Source organism: Pseudomonas sp. JZ134, from assembly GCF_051027695.1.
Lineage (GTDB): Bacteria > Pseudomonadota > Gammaproteobacteria > Pseudomonadales > Pseudomonadaceae > Chryseomonas > Chryseomonas luteola.
In genome coordinates this window covers 3857881-3877585 of sequence record NZ_CP069250.1, presented here as the reverse complement: position 1 = coordinate 3877585, position 19705 = coordinate 3857881, and the positions used below count along the sequence as shown (strand labels likewise).

The window sequence follows — 19705 nt, the reverse complement described above, 5'->3', positions numbered from 1 at the left end:
GATCAAGCCCTCTCGCCGCGGATGGAAACCGGCGGGAAGGGGTACGCCACATCGCGCTCCACCCAATCCATAAAGTCGGCGCGGGCGCCGGGAAAGCCCACTAGCTTCCAGCCCACCATATCCTTATTGCCACCATGGATCGGGTCGCAGAAAAAGCCTTCTTTGGTGCTTTGCAACAGAGCGGCAAAGAAGGTCTTGGCAGGAAGCGGGGCGAACTCGGCCTCACCGGCTTCAAACTGACGAAGTGCGGCATCCTGGGTGCCGGTATCCAGCTCGGCAAACGGCTTGCCGTGTTGCTGGCGCGACCAGTCATCCGCGGCCTTGATGCCCAGGCGGAAAACCTGTTGCGGATTGAGCTTGAGCTGGTACCCCATCTCCGAAGGTGCATCGGGTTGGAAAGGCCCCTGCATGTACCACTTCGCCCCTTGGGCATAGGGGGTATTCATCTGCCGGTCGATGTACTCCGGTACACCAGCCTCCACCGCACCAGGGCCGCGATCATCAGCGGGAATCAGCCGGGCGACGGCGGCATGGATAAACGTCCATTCTTCCGGCGTGAAAAAGGTAGGCTGATAGGCGTCTGCGCGGGCGCTCTGGCCCGGCTTATCCTCGTCACGCTGTCGCTCCTTCGTCTCCGCCAGAGCCAGGCTGGCGCCGCCTGTAGTGGCAAGTGTCACCACGGGGATCAGGGTTAGAGACTTACGTAGAAAGTCGCGGCGGGCGTTAGACGTATCATCAACGGACATGAGGGTTCCCATCAGCCATCAGGCTTTAAATGTTAGTAAGCTAAGCATTTAAGTGTAACAATTTGTGCGGATCTGCGACAGATTGCCTCACCATCGACCGGCGCGCCGCGGGCAGGTTCCTGATGACCCTTTAAAACGTATGGATAAGAACGTATAGCCCATCAGGCCTGGGTATGCTCAAGCGCTTCCAGAAACCGCTGGAGGATCAGGTTGGGGCGGCGGCCCTTGCGCATCGCGGCACAGAGCGGAATGGAGTAAAAGAAACGCTCCGGCTTGAGCGGCCGCAGGACACCCTGCATCACCCAGCTGGCGGCATAATGATCTGGCAGATACCCGATGTAACTGCCGGTATGCAGCAGAAAGGCAATCCCTTCGCGGTCCGATGCAGTGGCCGTACAGTTGAGCGTCTGGTGCCGCTCCAACGCCTCGGCCGTCAATCGATAGTTCGGCGCCACAGCATCGGCCATGCGTAGCGCCTCATCCGGAATCTCCTCATCGGGCCGGTGGAACAAAGGGTGCTCATGGCTGCAATACAGTTGCGAGCGTTCCTCATAAAGCGCTGTGTATTCCAGGCCGGACAGCGGGTTGATCAGCGGGACCACGCCAATATGCAGCCGTCCGTCCAGCACCCCACGTTCGATTTCGCCCGGCGTCATCATGCCAATGTTCACCCGCACACCCGGTCCCAATGCCTTCAGTTTGCGCAGCGCATGGGTCACGCGCATTTGCGGCAAGGTGACGAGGTTATTGATGATGCCGATGTTCAACTCGCCCCGCAGTTGCTGATGCAGGGCGTTCACCTCGCTGCGAAAACCTTCCAGCGCAGCCAGCAGGCTCTGGCTGGCCCGCAGCACTTCCCGGCCTTCATCCGTGAGTGCAAACCCGGCGCGGCCGCGCTGGCACAAGCGCATCCCCAACCGTTTTTCCAGGTCGCCCATGTGCAGGCTAATAGCCGAGCGGGTGATGCCTAGTGCACTTTCCGCCGCGGCAAAGCTCCCGCATTCCGCCACCGTTTTGAACAGACGCAGGAGGCGGATATCAAAATCGCTGACTTGGCCAAGCGGGGCTTTGCGAGGTGCGCTCATTAGGTAAGTTTTTTCTTGAGTAAACGTAAGAAGAATACGCTTTAACTCATCCAAGGTCAGGCTCAAGCTGAGGCTTTCGTCGGGACGATTCCTATCGCCCCGTCCAGCTCATGTCTTGTACCCCGAGGCCCTGCATGAACCAGCCCCTGACCGTATCGCCACCGCTCGCCAGCGAACTCGACCTGACCCATCACTGGATGCCCTATACCGCCAACCGTGCGTTCAAAAAGGACCCGCGCATTCTGGTGGCGGCTGAGGGCGCGTACCTGACGGACGATCAGGGCCGCAAGCTGTACGACAGCCTTTCCGCGCTGTGGTGTGTAGGAGCGGGGCATGGGCGCAAGGAGATTGCCGAGGCGGTAGGCAAACAGGCCCTGCAACTCGATTATTCACCGGGTTTCCAGTACGGCCATCCGCTGTCCTTCAAGCTGGCCGAAAAGATCGCCAGCCTGACGCCGGGCGACCTGAATCACGTGTTCTTTGTCAACTCAGGCTCCGAATGCGCCGATACGGCTGTGAAAATGGCTCGGGCCTACTGGCGCCTGAAAGGGCAGGCCACCAAGACCAAAATGATCGGCCGCGCCCGCGGTTACCACGGAGTAAACATCGCGGGCACCAGCCTGGGCGGCATTGGCGCCAACCGCAAGATGTACGGCCAGCTGATGGATGCCGATCACCTGCCGCATACCCTGCTGCCGGGTAACGAATTTACCAAAGGCATGCCCAAGACCGGCGTTGAGCTGGCAAACGAAATGCTCAAGCTGATCGAACTGCACGATGCGTCCAACATCGCGGCGGTCATCGTCGAGCCTATGTCCGGCTCGGCAGGCGTGATCGTGCCGCCGGAGGGCTACCTGCAACGCCTGCGCGAGATCTGTACTCAGCACAACATCTTATTGATTTTCGATGAGGTCATTACCGGCTTTGGCCGCACCGGCTCCATGTTTGGTGCGGAGAGTTTTGGCGTCACGCCCGACATCATGAACCTCGCTAAGCAGATCACCAACGGCGTGATCCCTATGGGTGCGGTGGTTGCGACCAGCGAAATCCACGACACCTTCATGAACCAGGGCACGCCGGATTACGCCGTCGAGTTTGGCCACGGCTACACCTACTCCGCGCATCCGGTCGCCTGCGCGGCAGGACTGGCTGCGCTGGAAATTCTGGAGCGGGATAACCTCATACAGCGCGTAGCCGAACTGGCGCCGCACTTCGAGCAGCGTATCCACGGCGTGCGCGGTGCCAAGCACATCGTCGATATCCGTAACTACGGCTTGGCCGGTGCGATCCAGCTCGCCCCGCGTGATGGCGATGCGATTGTCCGCCCCTACGAAGCCTCGCTGAAACTGTGGAAGGCCGGTTTCTACGTCCGCTTCGGCGGCGACACCCTGCAATTTGGCCCGCCCTTTATCAGCACGCCGGAAGAACTGGACCGCCTGTTCGATGCTGTAGGCGAAGCCCTCAACGCTACGGCTTGATTATTTTTCGTACAGCGGCGCGCCACGGCTAACCCGACGCGCCGCCTTTACAAGGAATCGATATGACCACCTTGAATCACCTCATCAACGGCGAAGCCTTTGCCGACAGCGGGCGCACGGCAGATGTCTACAACCCTTCAACTGGCGAAGTCATTCATCAGGTGCCGTTGGCCAGCCGCGACACCGTGCAAAAGGCCATCGACGCGGCCAAGGCGGCTTTCCCCGCGTGGCGCAACACCCCGCCGGCCAAGCGCGCCCAGGTCCTGTTCCGCTTCAAGCAACTCCTGGAGCAGAACGAGCAGCGCATCGTGCAGCTGATCAGCGAAGAGCACGGCAAGACGCTGGAAGACGCCTCTGGTGAACTCAAGCGCGGTATCGAGAACGTCGAGTATGCCACCGCCGCGCCCGAACTGCTCAAGGGCGAGTACAGCCGCAACGCCGGTCCCGCCATCGACAGCTGGTCCGACTTCCAGCCGCTGGGCGTGGTTGCCGGTATCACGCCGTTCAACTTCCCGGCCATGGTGCCGCTGTGGATGTACCCGCTGGCGATTGCCTGCGGCAACTGCTTTATCCTCAAACCCTCCGAGCGCGACCCCAGCTCCACACTGCTGATTGCCGAACTCCTATATGAAGCCGGTCTGCCCAAGGGCGTGCTCAACGTGGTGCATGGCGACAAGGATGCCGTGGATGCACTGATCCAGGCACCTGAGGTCAAGGCGCTGAGCTTTGTCGGCTCTACCCCAATTGCCGAATACATCTATAAGGAAGGCGCGGCCCGCGGCAAGCGCGTCCAAGCCCTGGGCGGTGCGAAGAACCACGCGGTGCTGATGCCTGATGCCGACCTGGACAACGCCGTCAGCGCACTGATGGGTGCCGCCTACGGCTCCTGCGGCGAGCGCTGCATGGCCATCTCCGTGGCCGTGTGCGTGGGTGATCAGATTGCCGATGCGCTGATCGAGCGCCTGACGCCACAAATCCAAAGCCTCAAGGTTGGCCCCGGCACCTGCAAGGGGCTCGACATGGGCCCACTGGTCACCAGGGCCGCGCTGGAAAAAGTCACCGGCTATGTACAAGACGGCGAAGCGGCGGGTGCCAAGCTGGTTGTCGACGGTCGCAGCCTCAAGGTTGCCGACCACAGCAACGGCTTCTTCCTCGGCGGTTGCCTGTTCGATCACGTCACGCCGGAGATGCGTATCTATAAAGAAGAGATCTTTGGCCCGGTGCTATGCGTGGTGCGTGTCAACAGCCTGGAAGACGCCATTGACCTGATCAACGCCCATGAATACGGCAACGGCACTTGCATTTTTACCCGCGACGGCGAGTCCGCACGGCTCTTCAGCGACGAGATCGAAGTAGGCATGGTCGGCATCAACGTCCCGCTACCCGTTCCGGTGGCTTACCACAGCTTTGGCGGCTGGAAGCGCTCGATCTTCGGCGACCTCGCCGCCTACGGCCCGGACGGCGTACGCTTCTACACCCGCCGCAAAACCATCACCCAACGCTGGCCACAACGCGCCAGCCATGAAGCGGCGCAGTTTGCGTTTCCGAGTAACGGCTGATTACGGTACGGTCAAGGGCTGGTCTGTCGGCTAGCCCTCAAGCCTGAGGACTCGGCTTGGTCACGGCCAGAAATTTGGCTTGCAGGTCATTGATCTGCGCGTGTGACACCGAGTACTGAACATTGCATAGTTGAACGTTCAAGGTGTCATTACCTGTCAGACGTTGCATCTGAGCGTTACTTAGTGTCAGGTCGTACGTGACGTTGTAGTCCGACTTGGTGTACTGCTGGCGCTGCACGACATCGGCCTGGAACTGATCCGTGCCGGAAGTGACCAGCGCAGTGCTGCAATCCGAGTAGGAGGGGTGCTGCGCTGTTGTCGCAAGGCTCAGGACGTATTGCCCGGCAGCGGGCTCGATGCGATTGACGGTCAGCGATCCGCCCTGGGTTCTAGCCGGTGCCTGAGCTGTGTTGCTTTCGGGGGCTGCGTTAAACGGGGCACTGATTGCACAGCCTGCCAGTAACAGGGGCGCGATCAGCAAGGCTGCCTTACCGTGTTGGATAAGCGTGTTCATGGTTGCCTCAGCAAGAAGATTCGATACGTTCATTATCGAATCAATCGCTTGATGCTAGAAATGAAGCGCAGAGATAACGACCATTGCGGAAATTGATGTTTCAGGCGCGAAGGCGGTCGATGCATGGCCAAGGTGTTTCAGCGCGCTAACACATCCTGCAACGAGCCGGCGTCCAATGTTGGCATAATGACGGTTCGATGACTGCTTTGATCGTTTCGCCTTCACTATGACCAAGCATTACTACGGCCTTGAATGGCTTCGTTTTCTAATGGCCCTTTACATGGTGGTCTACCACCTGGGCGGCCTGTACGGTGACGCACCGTGGCTTTTTCAAAAGCTCGTCGGCATGGGCTTTTACGCGACTAGCACTTTCTTCCTGTTGTCCGGCTTTCTGCTGGCGCATGTCTGCCTGGATGATCAGGGCAAAATGAAGGGCAGCCAGGCCGGTTTTATCGCCCGGCGATTGTGCAATCTCTATCCCATCCACCTGATGACGTTGGCCATCGCGCTGGGTGTACTGGCGATGAATGCCCCCTCGGCAGACGGTGTGCCGGTGTATTACAACCAGCATCCCTACGCGTCGCTGGAGGATGGCGAGGGGCTGGAGGAATTGCTGCCCATCTCCTGGCTCATGGCAGGTGTTCATATCTTGATGCAGATCCTGCTGCTTCAGTCCTGGGAGCCGCGCTTTCTCTGGCTCAACGGTGCGACCTGGTCCATTTCTGCCCTGCTGTTCTTCTATATCCTGTTCCCCTTGCTTGCGCCACGCCTGATGGCGGCGCGCCGCTGGATACTGATAGGGTTCGCATTATGGGGCGCTTACCTGCTGGTGCCTTTGTTGGCGACCTGGCTGCATGCCTATGACTATGTGACCGTAGGCGTTATCCATCGCAACCCGGTAATTCGCCTGCCGGAGTTTTTGATTGGCATCATTCTTTATCGCGCCTTGCAGGAGCCTTCCCTGGCCCAACTGGCAGAGCGCTACCGGTACTGCCTGATTGCCGTTGGCTTGAGCGGTCTTTTCATCGGCGCATGGCTCTTGCAGCAGGACGGCCGCCGCTGGTTCTATCTGGTTCACAATGGTCTGCTGACGCCTTTTCAGGGCTTGCTACTACTGGCCTGCGCTACCTTCCGCGCACCGGAAAGCGCCTCCCTGCAACAACTGGCCCGGCGGCTGGGTGAGGCATCGCTGTGCATCTTTGCCATCCACACACCCATGATCATCCTGATCGATCCGTGGACGCGGCATCTGTTGGCCTTCTTTACTCAGGCGCATGAGGCCGCTAGCGACGCGATCAGTGATGCCGTCAGCGATGTGTTGGGCGATGTGGTCACCATTCCCCTGTGGAGCCTTATCCCTCACCTGATCGTAGTTATTGGCCTGGGACTGTTGATTCAACGTTTTCTGATCGGCCCCCTGCGCCGTTGGCTGGAGGCGCACCTGCCTCAGAAATACAGGAAAGGTCGGGGCGCTTAGACGCGCTCTGTATTAGTTATAAAAAACCGTCCTTAGAGGCGGTTTTTTATAGAGTCTATCGCGCGTCTGGCGGAGAGCCGGGCGGGGCGCCGTCTTTGGGTGGCGGTGGCATATGCTCAGGCATGGCGGCGAGCCGGCCCTGGAAGTCCTTGCAGACGCCTTTGAGTGCCTTGCCGTCAGGCAGAGTAAGCATGACTGGCGCGCCGACAGGCTTACCTTCGCACACTTCAAACGCCGCGGGCGGCGGCATACGGTCATGCTGGCCGCGGGGCGGCGGCTCCTGATCGGCCAGCGCAACGCTGCCAAACAGGCCCAACGCCAGTGCAGCTGTAGAAAGAAGGGGTGCTTGTTTCATACCCGGTCCTTGTCGTGTTGTTGAGCTATCTAAGCACAGCCCTCCCGGCTGTCGTGCCGACTTTACCCAGGCGATACACAGCCGCATAGCAGGCGAAATGGCCGAAAGCCCAGTGTAGAGCGGTTTGTACGCTTATTCAGAACAAAAGTAGCCGCGTGAGGCAGATCGCTTCTGTATCAGCGCCTTTACATGGCTTTTACCTACTCGAAACCTTAAATGGCGAGGGCCTCTGCTAGCCTTTTCGCCTTTTCAGCCATGTGTATCTACGGATGGCTTTGCGCAAAATTCAGGCGGTACAAACAGGTATGTTGCAGCGGTATCTATGGAAGCTTATCCCCAAGGCGCAGCGAAGCTTTCTGCTGGGTCGTCTTTCGGTGGTCGATCGGCAAGTGGTGAACAAGGTAATGTCCGGGAATGTGATTTTTCCCAAGCCGTTTGCCGATCAAAACTGCCTATTCATCCATGTACCCAAGTGCGCCGGAAGCAGCCTGTGCAAGGCCTTGTTTGATGGCTGGCGACCGGGGCATCTGCCGCTGTATTGGTATGAGCAGCAGTTTCCCGAGGCCTTCGAACAGAGTTTCAAATTTACCTTTGTGCGCCATCCGCTGGAGCGGGCGTATTCAGCATTTGCCTTTTTAAGGGGAAATGAGCCCATCGCGCGCGATCTTTCTGCATGGCGGTTGATGTCGCGCTATGACAATTTCAATACGTTCGTCGCACAGTGGCTGCATGAGGACAACATCCGGCGGCAGATTCACTTCGCGCCGCAGACCGACTTTCTGACAGATTCCCTGGGGCGGCTGGCAATGGATTTCATTGGGCGCCAGGAGTCGCTTGAGGAAGATTTCGCTCGACTGACGGATATCTTGGACCTGTCGGCGACGCTGCCACATATCAATCCGTCGCGGCAGCGGGAGGCGGGGCCTGCGCATGCCTTTTGTACGGCGCGCACACGTCGGCTGATTCGTCGGGTGTATGCACGTGATTTCGAATTATTAGGTTATGCGTGAGGACACTGATGGGAAGCTGTATCCGGCCTTATGATCTGACCCTGCCCGCCTCGGCGCGTGCACAGGCGTTGGGGCAAAAGCCTTGTTGCCTGTGGCTGACCGGGCTTTCCGGTGCGGGCAAGTCTACCCTGGCGAACAGCCTTGATCTGGCACTGCACCAGCGCGGGCTGCATGCCTACGTGCTGGACGGCGATAACCTGCGCAATGGGCTATGCCGTGACCTGGGGATGTCGGCGGCGGAGCGGAGCGAAAATATCCGGCGAATAGCCGAGGTGGCGAAGCTGATGGTAGAGGCGGGATTGGTGGTGATCGTCTCGGCGATTTCACCGTTCCAGGCCGATCGTGATGCCGCGCGGGCCTTGTTCGAGCCGGGCCAGTTTCGTTGCGTGTACGTCAGCACATCATTTGAGGAGTGTGCACGGCGTGATCCCAAGGGGCTGTACCGCGCCGCGCGAGAGGGAAGAATCCACAATTTTACCGGGTTCGATAGTCCCTACGAGCCACCTTATGATGCTGATTGCGAAATCGACACAGCGCGCCTGTCTATTCCCGAGGCAACGCAGGCATTGATCGAATTGCTGACGCCAGAGGCCTGAGCTGAACGGGTAAGTAAGACAGCCGAAAGGGTTGAGCGGAGGATGCGTTTCCGAAGTACTTAGAGGTAAGCGGATGGGTAGGGCACGCAATACCCATCCACTGTCCGCCCTGTTACTGACTTCTGTCGTTCCGGTAGCATGCCTGCTTTTTCCAGGCAGAGCGGACGATGGAACAGCGCGGGACGTTGAAGAGCTGGAATGACGAAAAGGGCTTTGGGTTCATCCGGCCGGAGCAGGGCGGGGATGAGGTGTTCGCTCATATTTCAGCGGTACGGGGTGATCGGCGGCCGGTAGCCGGTGAAAAGGTCCTGTATGTCGCGGGGCCTGACGGCAAAGGGCGTCTGCGGGCGGAGCATATTCGTCTGAATGCAGGCATGACGCTGGACAAACCGTCCATCCGTCAACGATCCACGCCTGCCAGAACGGCTTCCCGGTCTGCCCAGACACCACGTCCGCGTCAACAGCGCCATGGCGGTATCCAGGACCTGCCGGTCAAGCTCGTCCTCTTCGCGGTACTTTGCGTGTTGCCTGTTTGGGGAAGTTTGCATGTTCTGTCTACACGATACAGCCTCTTCCCGCTGGCCCTCTATGGTAGCGCAAGCCTGGTGGCCTTCCTGTTCTATTGGCATGACAAGCAGAGCGCACTGAAGGCGCAGCGGCGTATCCCTGAGAAAACCCTGCACATACTTGAGTTGGCCGGCGGTTGGCCGGGTGGTCTTGTGGCGCAACAGGTCTTTCGCCACAAGACCCGCAAGGTGAGCTATCAGGCCGTCTTCTGGATCATCGTGCTGCTGCATCAGACGTTGTGGGCGGATGAGCTATTTTTCCACCGCCTGCATCTGCTTGACCGCGTGCCTTTGTTCTTTTAAACGAAATGAAACAGCCCGGCATAAAAGCCGGGCTGCAAGGATGGGCACCGTGAGCGATCAGCTCATGCCCAGCCAGTTAGGCAGCGCCAGCGAGATCGCCGGGATGTAAGTGATGATCAGAAGGAAGCTGATCAGCAGCATCAGCCACGGCCAGGCCGCGCGGATAACATTCGCCAGCGGCATACCTGTCACAGCGGATGTTACGAATAGGTTCAACCCGACCGGCGGCGTGATCAGGCCGATCTCCATGTTTACGACCATGATGATACCCAGGTGGATCGGGTCTATTCCCAGTTGAACGGCGATGGGGAAGAGGATGGGCGCCAGGATCAGGATGATGGCCGACGGCTCCATGAACGCACCGGCTACCAGCAGCAGAACGTTCACAACCAGTAGGAACTGCCAGGGTTGCAGGCCCATTTCAACCACCCAGGCGGTGATCTGCTGAGGTATCTGTTCCGTAGTCAGTACATGGGCAAAGAGCATGGCGTTGGCAATGATGAACATCAGCATGATGCTCAGCTTGCCGGACTCCAGCAGCACCTTCGGGCAGTCGCGGAGGGTCATGTCCTTATACACGAACAGGGCCACGAATCCGGCATAAACTGCCGCGACGGCCGCGGCCTCAGTTGGAGTGAACATACCCGAATAGATCCCGCCGAGGATGATCACCATCAGCAGCAAGCCCCAGATCGCCTTGCGCGCCGTGGTAAGAAGCTCACGCAGCGACGCACGAGGCAAGGCGGGCAGGTTCATCTTTCGGGCGACGATATAGATCGCCACCATCAACACCACGCCCAGCAGCAGACCGGGGATCACGCCGGCCATGAACAGTTTGCCCACCGACTGCTCGGTAGCCGCCGCATAAACCACCATCACAATGGACGGTGGAATCAGAATGCCCAGGGTGCCCGCATTACAAACGATTCCCGCACCAAAAGCCTGTGGGTAGCCGGAGCGGACCATCCCGGCAATGGCAATGGAACCTACCGCCGCCACCGTGGCCGGAGACGAGCCGGACAGGGCCGCAAACAGCATGCACGCCAGTACGGCCGAGATGGCCAGACCGCCGCGGATGTGGCCTACGCAGGCGTTAGCGAAATCGATCAGCCGCTTTGCCACACCGCCCGTTGTCATGAACGCGCCAGACAGCAGGAAGAACGGAATCGCCAGCAGGGTGTAATGCTCGGACGTCTCGAACAGCTTGATCGCCAGTGAACGAACCGAGTCGGGGCTGAACAGCATGATGGTGACCGAGCCGGCCAGACCCAGCGACACGGCAATCGGAACGCCGATAAACATCAGTGCAAACAGCACGACGAAGAGAAAGATGACGGTCATGGTTTCTCTCCCTCATGCTCTTTGAGTTTCAAGGCATCGGCGGCCTCGTCGGCCAGCCCAAGGCCGGTCTGCTGGTTGCGTATGATCCTGACCAGAATTTCCAGGAAGCGAATGAATACCATGGCATAGCCGAACGGCACGATCAGGGTGATATGCCATTGTTTGATCCCGAAATGGCCCAGGTCCTCTGCGCCAATGCTGGCGCCTAGCAGAGTCTGGACCCAATCGAAACTGGCAACGGCGATGAGGCCCGCATAACCCAGGCAGCACAGACAGGCGATCAGGCCAATGATGCGCTGAACCGGCTTGCTGGCCAGCTTGACCAGTGCGTCGACACCAATATGGCCTGCCGTGCGCACGCCATAGGCCAGACCGAAAAAGATCAGCCAGGCGAACAGGGCTTTGGTCAGGGCGCTGCTCCAGGTCATGGACTGCGCCATGTCGAGGATTTTGTCACCAATGGCCAGCACCGTTTCGTTGCCGCCCAGGTAGTCACCCAGGGTATAGAAAGGCGTATAGAAGTTATTGAGGATTACGTAGGTGAAGGTCACAAGCGTCATGGCCGCCAGGAGAAAGGCAATGAAACCTTCCTCGAAGTGGTCCCAGATACGTCGTAGGGCGCTCATCGATTGATCTCCCGCCAAGCAGGGCAGACGTGGGATGGGCCAGCCGAGGGCCGCCCATCCGTCACTGCGCAGGCGGCACTGGGCTCGCCTGCGCTACAGGGGTGTGCTTAGATCTGGTTGGACGCGTCAGCGGCCTTGATCAAGTCAGCACCGATCTCGCCTTCGAACTTCTGCCAAACCGGCTTCATGGCATCGCGCCACTTGGCCCGCTCTTCAGGCGTCAGGGTGATGATCTCGGTGGTCTTGGCATCCAGGATGCGCTGCTTGTCGCCCTGGTTCAGGGCATCAGCCTGCTTGTTCACTTCAGCCGTGACTTCCACAACGATCTTGTCCAGCTCGCTGCGCACGTCGGCAGGCAGACCATTCCAGAACTTGGTATTGGTGATCAGCATGTAGTCCAGAAGGCCGTGGTTGGACTCGGTGATGTACTTCTGCACTTCATACATCTTCTGGCTGTAGATGTTGGAGTAAGGGTTTTCAGCACCATTGACCACACCGGTCTGCAGGCCCTGATATACCTCGGCAAAGCTCATCTTGCGCGGGTTAGCGCGCACTGCCTTGAACTGCTCTTCAAGCACGGCAGACGCCTGGACACGGAACTTCAATCCACGGGCATCCTTGGGTTCGCGTAAAGGCTTGTTGGCAGACAGCTGCTTCAGCCCGTTATGCCAGTACCCCAGCCCGGTGATGTTCTTGTCTTCCATGGACTTGAGCAGGTTCTGCCCCGCGGGGCTCTGCTGGAAGCGGTCCACGGCGGCCATGTCATTGAACAGGAAGGGCAGGTCAAATACCTGTATCTGCTTGGTGTAATGCTCGAACTTGGCCAGTGACGGCGCAATGATCTGCACATCACCCAGCAACAGCGCTTCCATTTCCTTGCCGTCGCCGAACAGGGACGAGTTCGGATAGACCTCGACCTTTACCTTGCCGGGCAGTCGCTCTTCCGCCAGCTTCTTGAACAGAATGGCACCTTGCCCTTTGGGTGTGTGCTCGGCTACGACATGGGAGAACTTGATTACGATGGGATCTGCAGCATTAGCCAATCCGGCAGCACCAAGCGCGAGTGCGCAGGCCAGAGCCTTGAGCGTCATCTTGAACATACCTGTATTCCTTTGTTGTGATTATTGGTGAGGCAGTGAGGGCAGCATGTATATCAGAATTCGTTAATCATTAACGACCTTAGACGGCACACGCAGAGTTCGCCTCTACAAATCATAGGGCAAGCAATATGCCGAGAAACGGTAGGGATCGCTGGTGTGCAATACCATGTCACAATGATTTCAAGACAGGCGCTCTAGAGCACCGCCTGGAAGTCTCTTGGGTACCATCGGTCTAGCCCTCTTAACGAGGCGGCAGAGCTTTTGCTAAGCGTTGGCGGTAATCCGCCACTAATGTCGCTGGTTGGCGGTTTTTCGCCACTGCTGGACTGCCTAATTGCGACATATTTTGCTCAGTTGTGTCGTAATTGGCATTTTTTGCTAACTGTTTGAGTTGAAAACCGTGCGTCGATTAAACGCAGCATTTGCGAATCAGCACTTTTAAGGGCCGATCTTTATTTCCTAGGGGTATCGCACAGCATCAGGTGAGCGCATCGTTTTTACTGTCCGGCTGAACTGGCCTACCTTGCGCGGGACTAAGCGTCCGGGCAGTAATTGACGAAAGCCGATGATCTCTGTGTTTCCCTGTTTTTTTCCGCTCGCTGCACTGATCCGACGCGTACAGCTGTACCGTCCTTGCTGCACAATGCTGCTGGTGGTTTCCCTGCTCTTCACGTTGGGCGGCTGCGGGCAGCTCAGCCATTCCGACATCATGAACAAGGATGATTCGGCTGATGCCGGCGAGTTCTTCCAGACCAATGTGGACCGTATGGCCACGCTGGCGATGCGTGACAACCTCAACAGCCTCTATCGACTGCTGGATAAGCTGTACCGCCGCAATCCGGCCGAGTGGCGCAAGACGGGGCAGCCAACGATCGAGGCGGCAGAAAAGCTCATCCAGACGGCTATCGAGCAGAACCGTGACCTGCCTTCGCTCAATGGCCTGAGGGATATCCAGGCGCTCAGCTATGCCTTGAGTCCCGAGTTTCAGGGCGACCGGGCCGGCGCGTTCATCTATGCCATTGGCACCATGCTGATCACTGCCCACGGCGGTCGGATGGAGTTCTATATCACCGATACGATCAGCGCCGAGTTCATCAACAATGCTGCCCGCAATATCGAAAAGGCGACCTGGATGCTGGGGCAGCGCAAGGACTTGCAGGGTAAGCGTTTACTGCTGGCCAATCAGTTGTCCAAGGATGGACGCAACCTGAGCTTTGCGGTGGAGTTTGGCAAGATTGTGGCGCGGCTCGATCTTATCAGCGAGGTGCTGGACGAGCGTTATCGGCGCTTGGGGGTGAGCTACGCACAAAGCCTGCTATTCATGAACTTCCTGCCGGTTCAGTAATGCAGCGTGGCTGCCCTGTCTATTCACAGGGCACGCTAACCAAGGGCGGCAGGATCAGCGAGGTATCAGACCTTTCTCACGAATTCCGACTTGAGCTTCATCGCGCCAATGCCGTCGATCTTACAATCGATATCGTGATCGCCTTCAACCAGACGAATATTCTTGACCTTGGTGCCGACCTTCACGACCAGGGATGAGCCTTTCACTTTCAAATCCTTGATGACCGTAACGGTATCGCCGTCCTGCAGCGTATTGCCTACTGAATCCTTGATGACCTTACCGCCCTCGGAGGCTTCCGCAGTTTCGGCGGCAGACCACTCGTGTCCGCATTCTGGGCAAACGAGCTGGGTACCGTCTTCGTAGGTGAATTCGGAATTGCATTGAGGGCAGGGCGGCAATGTGCTCACTGGACTTCCTTGGTGGGCGATAAAAGCCTGACATTATATAGGGTTTTATCGCATTCTGCTGATGCAGCAGTTAGCGCCTAATCATGATGCTCAACGCATCGACCGGCGCAATCAGCCTTGTACCAAAGAACCGCGTGATGTGCGGTAACGCTATTCAAGTGCATGGTTCGACGCTCCTGATTTGGCAAGACCGCGCCAGGCAGGAGCATGAGGGCATGAAGGAGACTGCCTATGCCAGTCTCCTTCCAGAGCGGCCAGCTTATTTCATCAACGCACGGGTGCGCTCGGCTGCCTTGGTAAAGCCTTTGAGTGACAGCGGGCCGTGGGCCTCGCCGCCGGTGGCGATGGCCGCCGTTACATTAAGCGCCTTGCCCTTGCGCAGGGCCTTGAGCTGGTTGTTGTCAAACTCCAGCGGGGCGATGCAGCCAACCGGCAGGCAGGTATGGAAATCCACCGTTCGGGTGTCCTGGTCATCCACCTGCAAGCGCACGCCTTTGGTTACGGCAACGCCAAAGGGCAATACCATGAACCCGCCCAAGCCCTCTTTTCCAGGACGCAGCTCGATGGCCAGCATGCGCTGCCCATCCTTGTTGTTGATAACCTGAGACATGGCGCAAACCTTGCCTTCTTCAGGAACGTTCCGGCAGATCACCGACCAGTCACCGTAGGTTTCTGTCGCGGTAGGCTTGCCCTGTGCATCGCCAGGCGCGGTTTGTGCCTGTACCGTAGTGGACAGGCCGGCTCCCGTCAGCAGCATGGTCGAAAAGGCCAGCGCCGGGAGAAAGCCGTTCTGTTTCATGTTTCTTCCTTGCAGTTGTGAAGAGTGATGACGTACAGCATAGGTCATTTGACCCGATTGATGCTGCCCTTATGACGACACAGGAAGATCAGAATGCCGTCACGGCAGGCTGATGGCGAGGCTACATAATGCCTCATGGCCTTTGGCCTCTTCCTTATCAGACGTGATTGCGAGACCTCCAATGCCGCTCTACCGTGAAGCGACACCCGATGACATCGCTGATATTTCCAGGCTGGGGCAGCTGCTCAATGACATGCATCACCAGGCTTGGCCGCAGATCTTTGCATCGGCCGAAGACGTGCGACGTGACGAGGCGAATTGGCGGCGTGCGATTGGGGCGGCGAATGCCACAACCTTTGTGGCGCAAGAGGACAGTGAACTGATCGGGTTCATCAGCGTTTACCTCATCAGTGAAACGCATTCCTTTTTCAATCCAATGCGTTATGCCCACGTAGGCTCGATCTGTGTGGACGAAACGCGGCGGGGAGAAGGCGTTGGCCGTACGTTGATGCTTCTGGCCGAGCAATGGGCTCAGGAAAAAGGAGCAGTGGACATGCGCCTCACCGTGTGGGCCTTCAATGAGGGCGCGCAGCGGCTGTATGAGGAGCTGGGTTACGGGATACGGTCGGTTTCGATGGGAAAGCAGCTGTCGTCACGTTAAACGGCTATGGTCTGTAACTGCTAAATTATCCATAAAGTCTTAAGGAGGTGCCGATGCGTTGTTGCATTGCTAGGTTGCTAGGTCTTGTCCTTTCAATCGGTATTACCACTACGGCGTCTGCGGAGACGCTGGTGACCATACTAGGCAAGACTTTCGGTTCGCTTGATTGCCTCTCTGTGCAGGACCCAGATAAGAAATTGGCATGCAATGCGGGTGGGCTGTCCAATGGCAAAGGCTGCAAAAGCCTGTCCAATTCAGCGCTACGGGAGCAATGCCTCGACCAGAAGTTTATTCCTCAAGGCTATGTTTCAAGCAAACCCAAGCCTGCTATGTCGCTGGATAATGCCTCTTTGCACGAGACCGTTAATGAGCAGATAACTCAACCCGTTTCATCTAGCAAGGCCATAAAGGCCATCCCTTTGATGGATGATGAGTCTGCATTGAGTGAAGTGGAGCGCATCTTGAATCTGCACACGCTCCGGTAGTCTGGCATTTTGAAATCAGCCGAACCCTCCTGCGAGGCTCCTGTCAGGACTATAGATACCTTTCTGACAGGAGATGAACATGGCGAAGCTACCTCTCAAGCCTCTCAGCCAACAGGTGATAGTGATTACCGGGGCGTCCAGCGGCATTGGGCTGGTTACAGCCCGCATGGCTGGGCGTGCCGGTGCCAAGGTCGTTGTGGCGGCGCGGAATGAAGAGGCGCTCCAGCAATTGTGCGCCGAGATTCAGCAGCAGGGCGGTCAGGCGGCCTATGTGGTGGCGGATGTTGGCAAGGAAGAGGATGTTTCCCGCATTGCTGAGCAGGCTATCGAGACGTTTGGCGATATCGATACCTGGATCAATAACGCTGGCGTTTCCATTTTTGGCGATTGCCTGGAAGTGACCATCGAAGACATGAAGCGCATGTTCGACACTAATTTCTGGGGTGTCGTCTACGGTTCGCGTCTGGCGGCCAGTTATTTCATCAAGCGTGGCGGCCCGGGTGCGATCATCAATGTGGGCAGCTTTTTCGGTGACCGGGCAACGCCGGTCCAGTCGACCTATTCGACCAGCAAGCATGCCCTGCACGGTTGGACCGATGCCCTGCGCATGGAGCTGGAACACAAGCAGTACCCCATCTCGGTCACGCTGGTGCATCCGGCGCGAATCGATACGCCCTATAACGAGCACGCCCGTAGCTATATGCCCAACCAGCCGGCACACCGGGGCATGATCTATCCCCCGGAGGCGGTGGCCGAGGCTATTTTGTTCGCTGCGGAAAATCCCAAACGGGATATGTTCGTGGGCAGCGAGGCCAAGGTTCTGGCGTGGCTATCGGCGCTGTCGCCACGGCTGACCGACAAGCTGATGAACAAGATCATGTACCACTCCCAGTATGCCGATCGGCCCTCCCGTAACCGGGAAGACAATGCCTTGTACGAGCCGGGTTATGGGCTGCATGAGCGTGGGACGCACCAGGGCTGCTCGTATCGCTCGCGCAGCTATTACGTGAAAATGTCCAAGCACCCGGTGGCGTCATCAGTGGCGATTGCAGGATTGGGGCTGATGGCACTGAGGCTGATGAAGCGCTCGTAAAACTTTCCGGCAGAGGTTCAAGGCTTCTGCCGGGTATTAAGCACCAACGCGATACCGCCCAGCACAGCCAGGGCGGTGAGCAACAGGCGTAACGTCAGGGCTTCGCCCAACAGCAGCGCGCCGGCCAGGGCCGTCAGTACCGGTACGCTGAGCTGTACCGTAGCGGCTTGCAATGAGCCCAGCCCTCGCAGGGCGGTATACCAGAGCGCATATCCCAGTCCCGAGGTAACGGCGCCTGACAGTATGGCGTAAAGCACTCCCATGAGATCTGAGTGGCTATAGGCAATCGAGGCCAGGCTGATGAGCAGCGCCGGAACAGACGCCAGCAGGAAGTTGCCCGCCGTAGCGGCCAGCGGGCTGGTAACCCCTCGGCCCTTGAGGGAGTAGAGCCCCCAGGCTACGCCAGATGTCAGCATCAACAGTGCACCCGTCAACGAAGGCGCGGTCGCGCCGGGTAGGAGCAGGACGACCAGCCCACCCAGCGCAAGGAGCAGCCCTGTTGTCGCCCAACGGTTCAGCCGCTCGCCACGTAACAGCCCGAGGCTGATCATGGTGACCTGCACTGCCCCAAAGAGCAGCAGTGCACCCGTACCTGCTTCCAGGTGCGTATAGGCAAAGGAAAAGGCCGCCGCATAGATAAAGAGATAGATTGCCGAAGGCCAGTTGCCGGCCGGTTTGCCGTTCTGCTGGCATAGTAGAAGCCACAGCACGAGTGCGCCTGAAAAAATGCGTAGCGTTGTAAAACTGGCCGGGTCGATTTCAGCGTGCTTGAGCGCCAGACGGCAAAGCAGGGAGTTGCCCGCAAAGGCCAGCATGGCCAGCGCGGTGAAAGTCAGTGTGCGTATTGTTGTAGGCATGCGTGTTCTGCATCAGAAGACGTGCCCAGAGTGTAGGCTGAATTGGCAGGTGTGAAAGCGGATTGCGCGATTAAGGTTTGAGCAGTAGCGGAGCAGCCTGAGCTGCCCCGCCTCAGCATCAGGCCTGTGCCGCCTTCAGTGTCGCCATGTCGATGACGAAGCGGTATTTCACATCGCCCTTGATCATGCGCTCGTAGGCGTCGTTGATGTTGCGGATATCCAGCATCTCGATATCGCAGGTAATGCCATGCTCGGCGCAGAAATCCAGCACTTCCTGGGTTTCCGCCATTCCGCCAATGAGCGAGCCGGCAATGACGCGGCGCTTCATGACCAGGTTGCCGGCATGAAGGGCGGGCTCGACAGGTTCGATCAGGCCGACCAGGATATGCACACCGTCAAAGCGTAGGGTTTCGAGGTAGGGATTCAAATCATGCTGCACCGGAATGGTGTCGAGCAGGAAGTCGAAACGACCGGCTGCGGCTTTCATCTGAGCCTCGTCGGTAGAAACGATCACATGGTCTGCGCCCTGACGCTTGGCCTCGTCCACCTTGGATAGCGAGCGGGTAAATACGGTGACTTCCGCGCCCATGGCCTTGGCGAACTTGATGCCCATGTGGCCCAGGCCACCCATGCCCAGTACGCCTACCTTGTCGCCTGCCTTCACACCGTAGTGCTTGAGCGGAGAATAGGTAGTGATGCCGGCGCACAGGATAGGTGCTGCGGAAGCCAGATCCAGCTTTTCAGGAATGCTGACAACGAAGCGATCGCTGACCACGATGCTGTCGGAGTAGCCACCCATGGTATTGCTGCCATCCACGCGATCCGGGGAAGCGTAGGTCATGGTGGGGCCTTCCAGGCAGTACTGCTCAAGATCCTTCTGGCATGCTTCGCAATGACGGCAGGAGTCCACCATACAGCCTACGCCAACCAGATCGCCCACCTTGTAGCGGCTGACATCGGCACCCACAGCGGTCACCTTGCCTACGATTTCGTGGCCGGGCATCAGCGGATACACCGCAATTCCCCATTCGTTACGGGCTTGATGGATATCGGAGTGGCACACACCGCAGTACAGGATCTCAATGGCTACATCGTCGTTGCGCGGAGCACGGCGCACAAAGGTGTGCGGGACAAGAGGGGTGGTAGGCGACAGGGCGGCATAGCCGAATGCTTTGGTCATATAGAGCCTCACAGGACAAAGGATAGCGCTTCGAATCTGGCGACTGCCTGGCATAGGCAACGCACATCACCGTTGGGCGATGGCAGGCGCCGCATCAGACTCATCGAAAAGGGGGGGAGGCC

The 19705-nt window shown here is 58.2% G+C and carries 21 protein-coding genes; 10 read left to right on the top strand and 11 right to left on the bottom strand.

Going from position 1 to position 19705, the window contains the following annotated elements:
* Nucleotides 1–2: 2 nt before the first annotated feature.
* Nucleotides 3–746: a gluconate 2-dehydrogenase subunit 3 family protein gene (locus JQR86_RS18030; RefSeq protein ID WP_434153994.1), complete on the bottom strand. Its 744-nt coding sequence runs from the start codon at nt 744–746 to the stop codon at nt 3–5.
* Nucleotides 747–907: 161 nt separating this feature from the next.
* Nucleotides 908–1831 carry a LysR family transcriptional regulator gene (locus JQR86_RS18025; RefSeq protein WP_404626655.1) on the bottom strand — a complete coding sequence of 308 codons (924 nt, stop codon included), beginning with the start codon at nt 1829–1831 and terminating at the stop codon, nt 908–910.
* A 134-nt stretch (nt 1832–1965) separates the two neighbouring features.
* Between JQR86_RS18025 and JQR86_RS18020 the strand changes: the two genes are divergently transcribed.
* Together JQR86_RS18020 and JQR86_RS18015 are read left to right on the top strand one after the other, a co-directional pair.
* The gene (locus tag JQR86_RS18020; protein ID WP_434154952.1) at nt 1966–3309 is read left to right on the top strand and encodes an aspartate aminotransferase family protein; all 1344 of its coding nucleotides are present in this window, start codon (nt 1966–1968) and stop codon (nt 3307–3309) included.
* Between the two features lie 62 nt (nt 3310–3371).
* On the top strand, nt 3372–4868 hold the full coding sequence (locus JQR86_RS18015; RefSeq protein ID WP_434153993.1) for a CoA-acylating methylmalonate-semialdehyde dehydrogenase: 1497 nt from the start codon (nt 3372–3374) through the stop codon (nt 4866–4868).
* Nucleotides 4869–4905: 37 nt separating this feature from the next.
* On the opposite strand, the gene JQR86_RS18010 is transcribed toward JQR86_RS18015, so the two are convergent.
* Nucleotides 4906–5382, bottom strand: a complete 477-nt coding sequence (locus JQR86_RS18010; RefSeq protein WP_434153992.1) for a hypothetical protein — start codon at nt 5380–5382, stop codon at nt 4906–4908.
* 226 nt (nt 5383–5608) lie between these two features.
* On the opposite strand from JQR86_RS18010, the gene JQR86_RS18005 reads away from it, so the two are divergent.
* Complete coding sequence (locus JQR86_RS18005) at nt 5609–6859, top strand: acyltransferase family protein (RefSeq protein WP_434153991.1); 1251 nt, start codon at nt 5609–5611, stop codon at nt 6857–6859.
* Between the two features lie 55 nt (nt 6860–6914).
* Here JQR86_RS18005 and JQR86_RS18000 read toward each other — a convergent pair whose 3' ends face one another.
* On the bottom strand, nt 6915–7214 hold the full coding sequence (locus tag JQR86_RS18000) for a hypothetical protein (RefSeq protein ID WP_181123629.1): 300 nt from the start codon (nt 7212–7214) through the stop codon (nt 6915–6917).
* 305 nt (nt 7215–7519) lie between these two features.
* Between JQR86_RS18000 and JQR86_RS17995 the strand changes: the two genes are divergently transcribed.
* The 3 genes from JQR86_RS17995 (at nt 7520) to JQR86_RS17985 (ending at nt 9689) form a co-directional block, all read left to right on the top strand.
* On the top strand, nt 7520–8224 hold the full coding sequence (locus JQR86_RS17995) for a sulfotransferase family 2 domain-containing protein (RefSeq protein ID WP_150348681.1): 705 nt from the start codon (nt 7520–7522) through the stop codon (nt 8222–8224).
* 8 nt (nt 8225–8232) lie between these two features.
* Entirely contained in the window at nt 8233–8820 is a 588-nt protein-coding gene (cysC, locus tag JQR86_RS17990) for an adenylyl-sulfate kinase (RefSeq protein ID WP_219652464.1), read from the top strand.
* Nucleotides 8821–8987: 167 nt separating this feature from the next.
* Nucleotides 8988–9689 (top strand): DUF1294 domain-containing protein, encoded by a 702-nt coding sequence (locus JQR86_RS17985; RefSeq protein ID WP_434153990.1) that lies wholly within the window; start codon nt 8988–8990, stop codon nt 9687–9689.
* Between the two features lie 57 nt (nt 9690–9746).
* Here the strand turns inward: JQR86_RS17985 and dctM are convergent, their stop codons facing one another.
* The 3 genes from dctM to dctP form a co-directional block, all read right to left on the bottom strand.
* Complete coding sequence (gene dctM, locus JQR86_RS17980; protein ID WP_286787129.1) at nt 9747–11030, bottom strand: C4-dicarboxylate TRAP transporter large permease protein DctM; 1284 nt, start codon at nt 11028–11030, stop codon at nt 9747–9749.
* Entirely contained in the window at nt 11027–11656 is a 630-nt protein-coding gene (locus JQR86_RS17975) for a TRAP transporter small permease (protein ID WP_010796642.1), read from the bottom strand. The genes dctM and JQR86_RS17975 overlap by 4 nt, the downstream gene beginning before the upstream one ends.
* A gap of 107 nt (nt 11657–11763) precedes the next feature.
* Complete coding sequence (gene dctP / locus JQR86_RS17970) at nt 11764–12756, bottom strand: C4-dicarboxylate TRAP substrate-binding protein DctP (RefSeq protein WP_010796643.1); 993 nt, start codon at nt 12754–12756, stop codon at nt 11764–11766.
* A gap of 565 nt (nt 12757–13321) precedes the next feature.
* On the opposite strand from dctP, the gene JQR86_RS17965 reads away from it, so the two are divergent.
* On the top strand, nt 13322–14101 hold the full coding sequence (locus tag JQR86_RS17965; protein WP_083603127.1) for a hypothetical protein: 780 nt from the start codon (nt 13322–13324) through the stop codon (nt 14099–14101).
* A gap of 65 nt (nt 14102–14166) precedes the next feature.
* On the opposite strand, the gene JQR86_RS17960 is transcribed toward JQR86_RS17965, so the two are convergent.
* Both JQR86_RS17960 and JQR86_RS17955 read right to left on the bottom strand, forming a co-directional pair.
* Nucleotides 14167–14508 carry a zinc ribbon domain-containing protein YjdM gene (locus JQR86_RS17960; RefSeq protein ID WP_434153989.1) on the bottom strand — a complete coding sequence of 114 codons (342 nt, stop codon included), beginning with the start codon at nt 14506–14508 and terminating at the stop codon, nt 14167–14169.
* A gap of 259 nt (nt 14509–14767) precedes the next feature.
* Complete coding sequence (locus JQR86_RS17955; RefSeq protein WP_434153988.1) at nt 14768–15307, bottom strand: invasion associated locus B family protein; 540 nt, start codon at nt 15305–15307, stop codon at nt 14768–14770.
* Between the two features lie 181 nt (nt 15308–15488).
* Between JQR86_RS17955 and JQR86_RS17950 the strand changes: the two genes are divergently transcribed.
* The 3 genes from JQR86_RS17950 to JQR86_RS17940 all read left to right on the top strand — a co-directional run bounded on the left by JQR86_RS17950 (nt 15489) and on the right by JQR86_RS17940 (nt 17546).
* Nucleotides 15489–15968, top strand: a complete 480-nt coding sequence (locus tag JQR86_RS17950) for a GNAT family N-acetyltransferase (RefSeq protein ID WP_434153987.1) — start codon at nt 15489–15491, stop codon at nt 15966–15968.
* Nucleotides 15969–16021: 53 nt separating this feature from the next.
* Nucleotides 16022–16453, top strand: a complete 432-nt coding sequence (locus JQR86_RS17945; protein ID WP_434153986.1) for a hypothetical protein — start codon at nt 16022–16024, stop codon at nt 16451–16453.
* 79 nt (nt 16454–16532) lie between these two features.
* The gene (locus JQR86_RS17940; protein WP_434153985.1) at nt 16533–17546 is read left to right on the top strand and encodes an SDR family oxidoreductase; all 1014 of its coding nucleotides are present in this window, start codon (nt 16533–16535) and stop codon (nt 17544–17546) included.
* Between the two features lie 17 nt (nt 17547–17563).
* Here the strand turns inward: JQR86_RS17940 and JQR86_RS17935 are convergent, their stop codons facing one another.
* Together JQR86_RS17935 and JQR86_RS17930 are read right to left on the bottom strand one after the other, a co-directional pair.
* On the bottom strand, nt 17564–18403 hold the full coding sequence (locus JQR86_RS17935) for a DMT family transporter (RefSeq protein ID WP_434153984.1): 840 nt from the start codon (nt 18401–18403) through the stop codon (nt 17564–17566).
* A 118-nt stretch (nt 18404–18521) separates the two neighbouring features.
* Entirely contained in the window at nt 18522–19583 is a 1062-nt protein-coding gene (locus tag JQR86_RS17930) for an NAD(P)-dependent alcohol dehydrogenase (RefSeq protein WP_150348215.1), read from the bottom strand.
* Nucleotides 19584–19705: the final 122 nt, after the last annotated feature.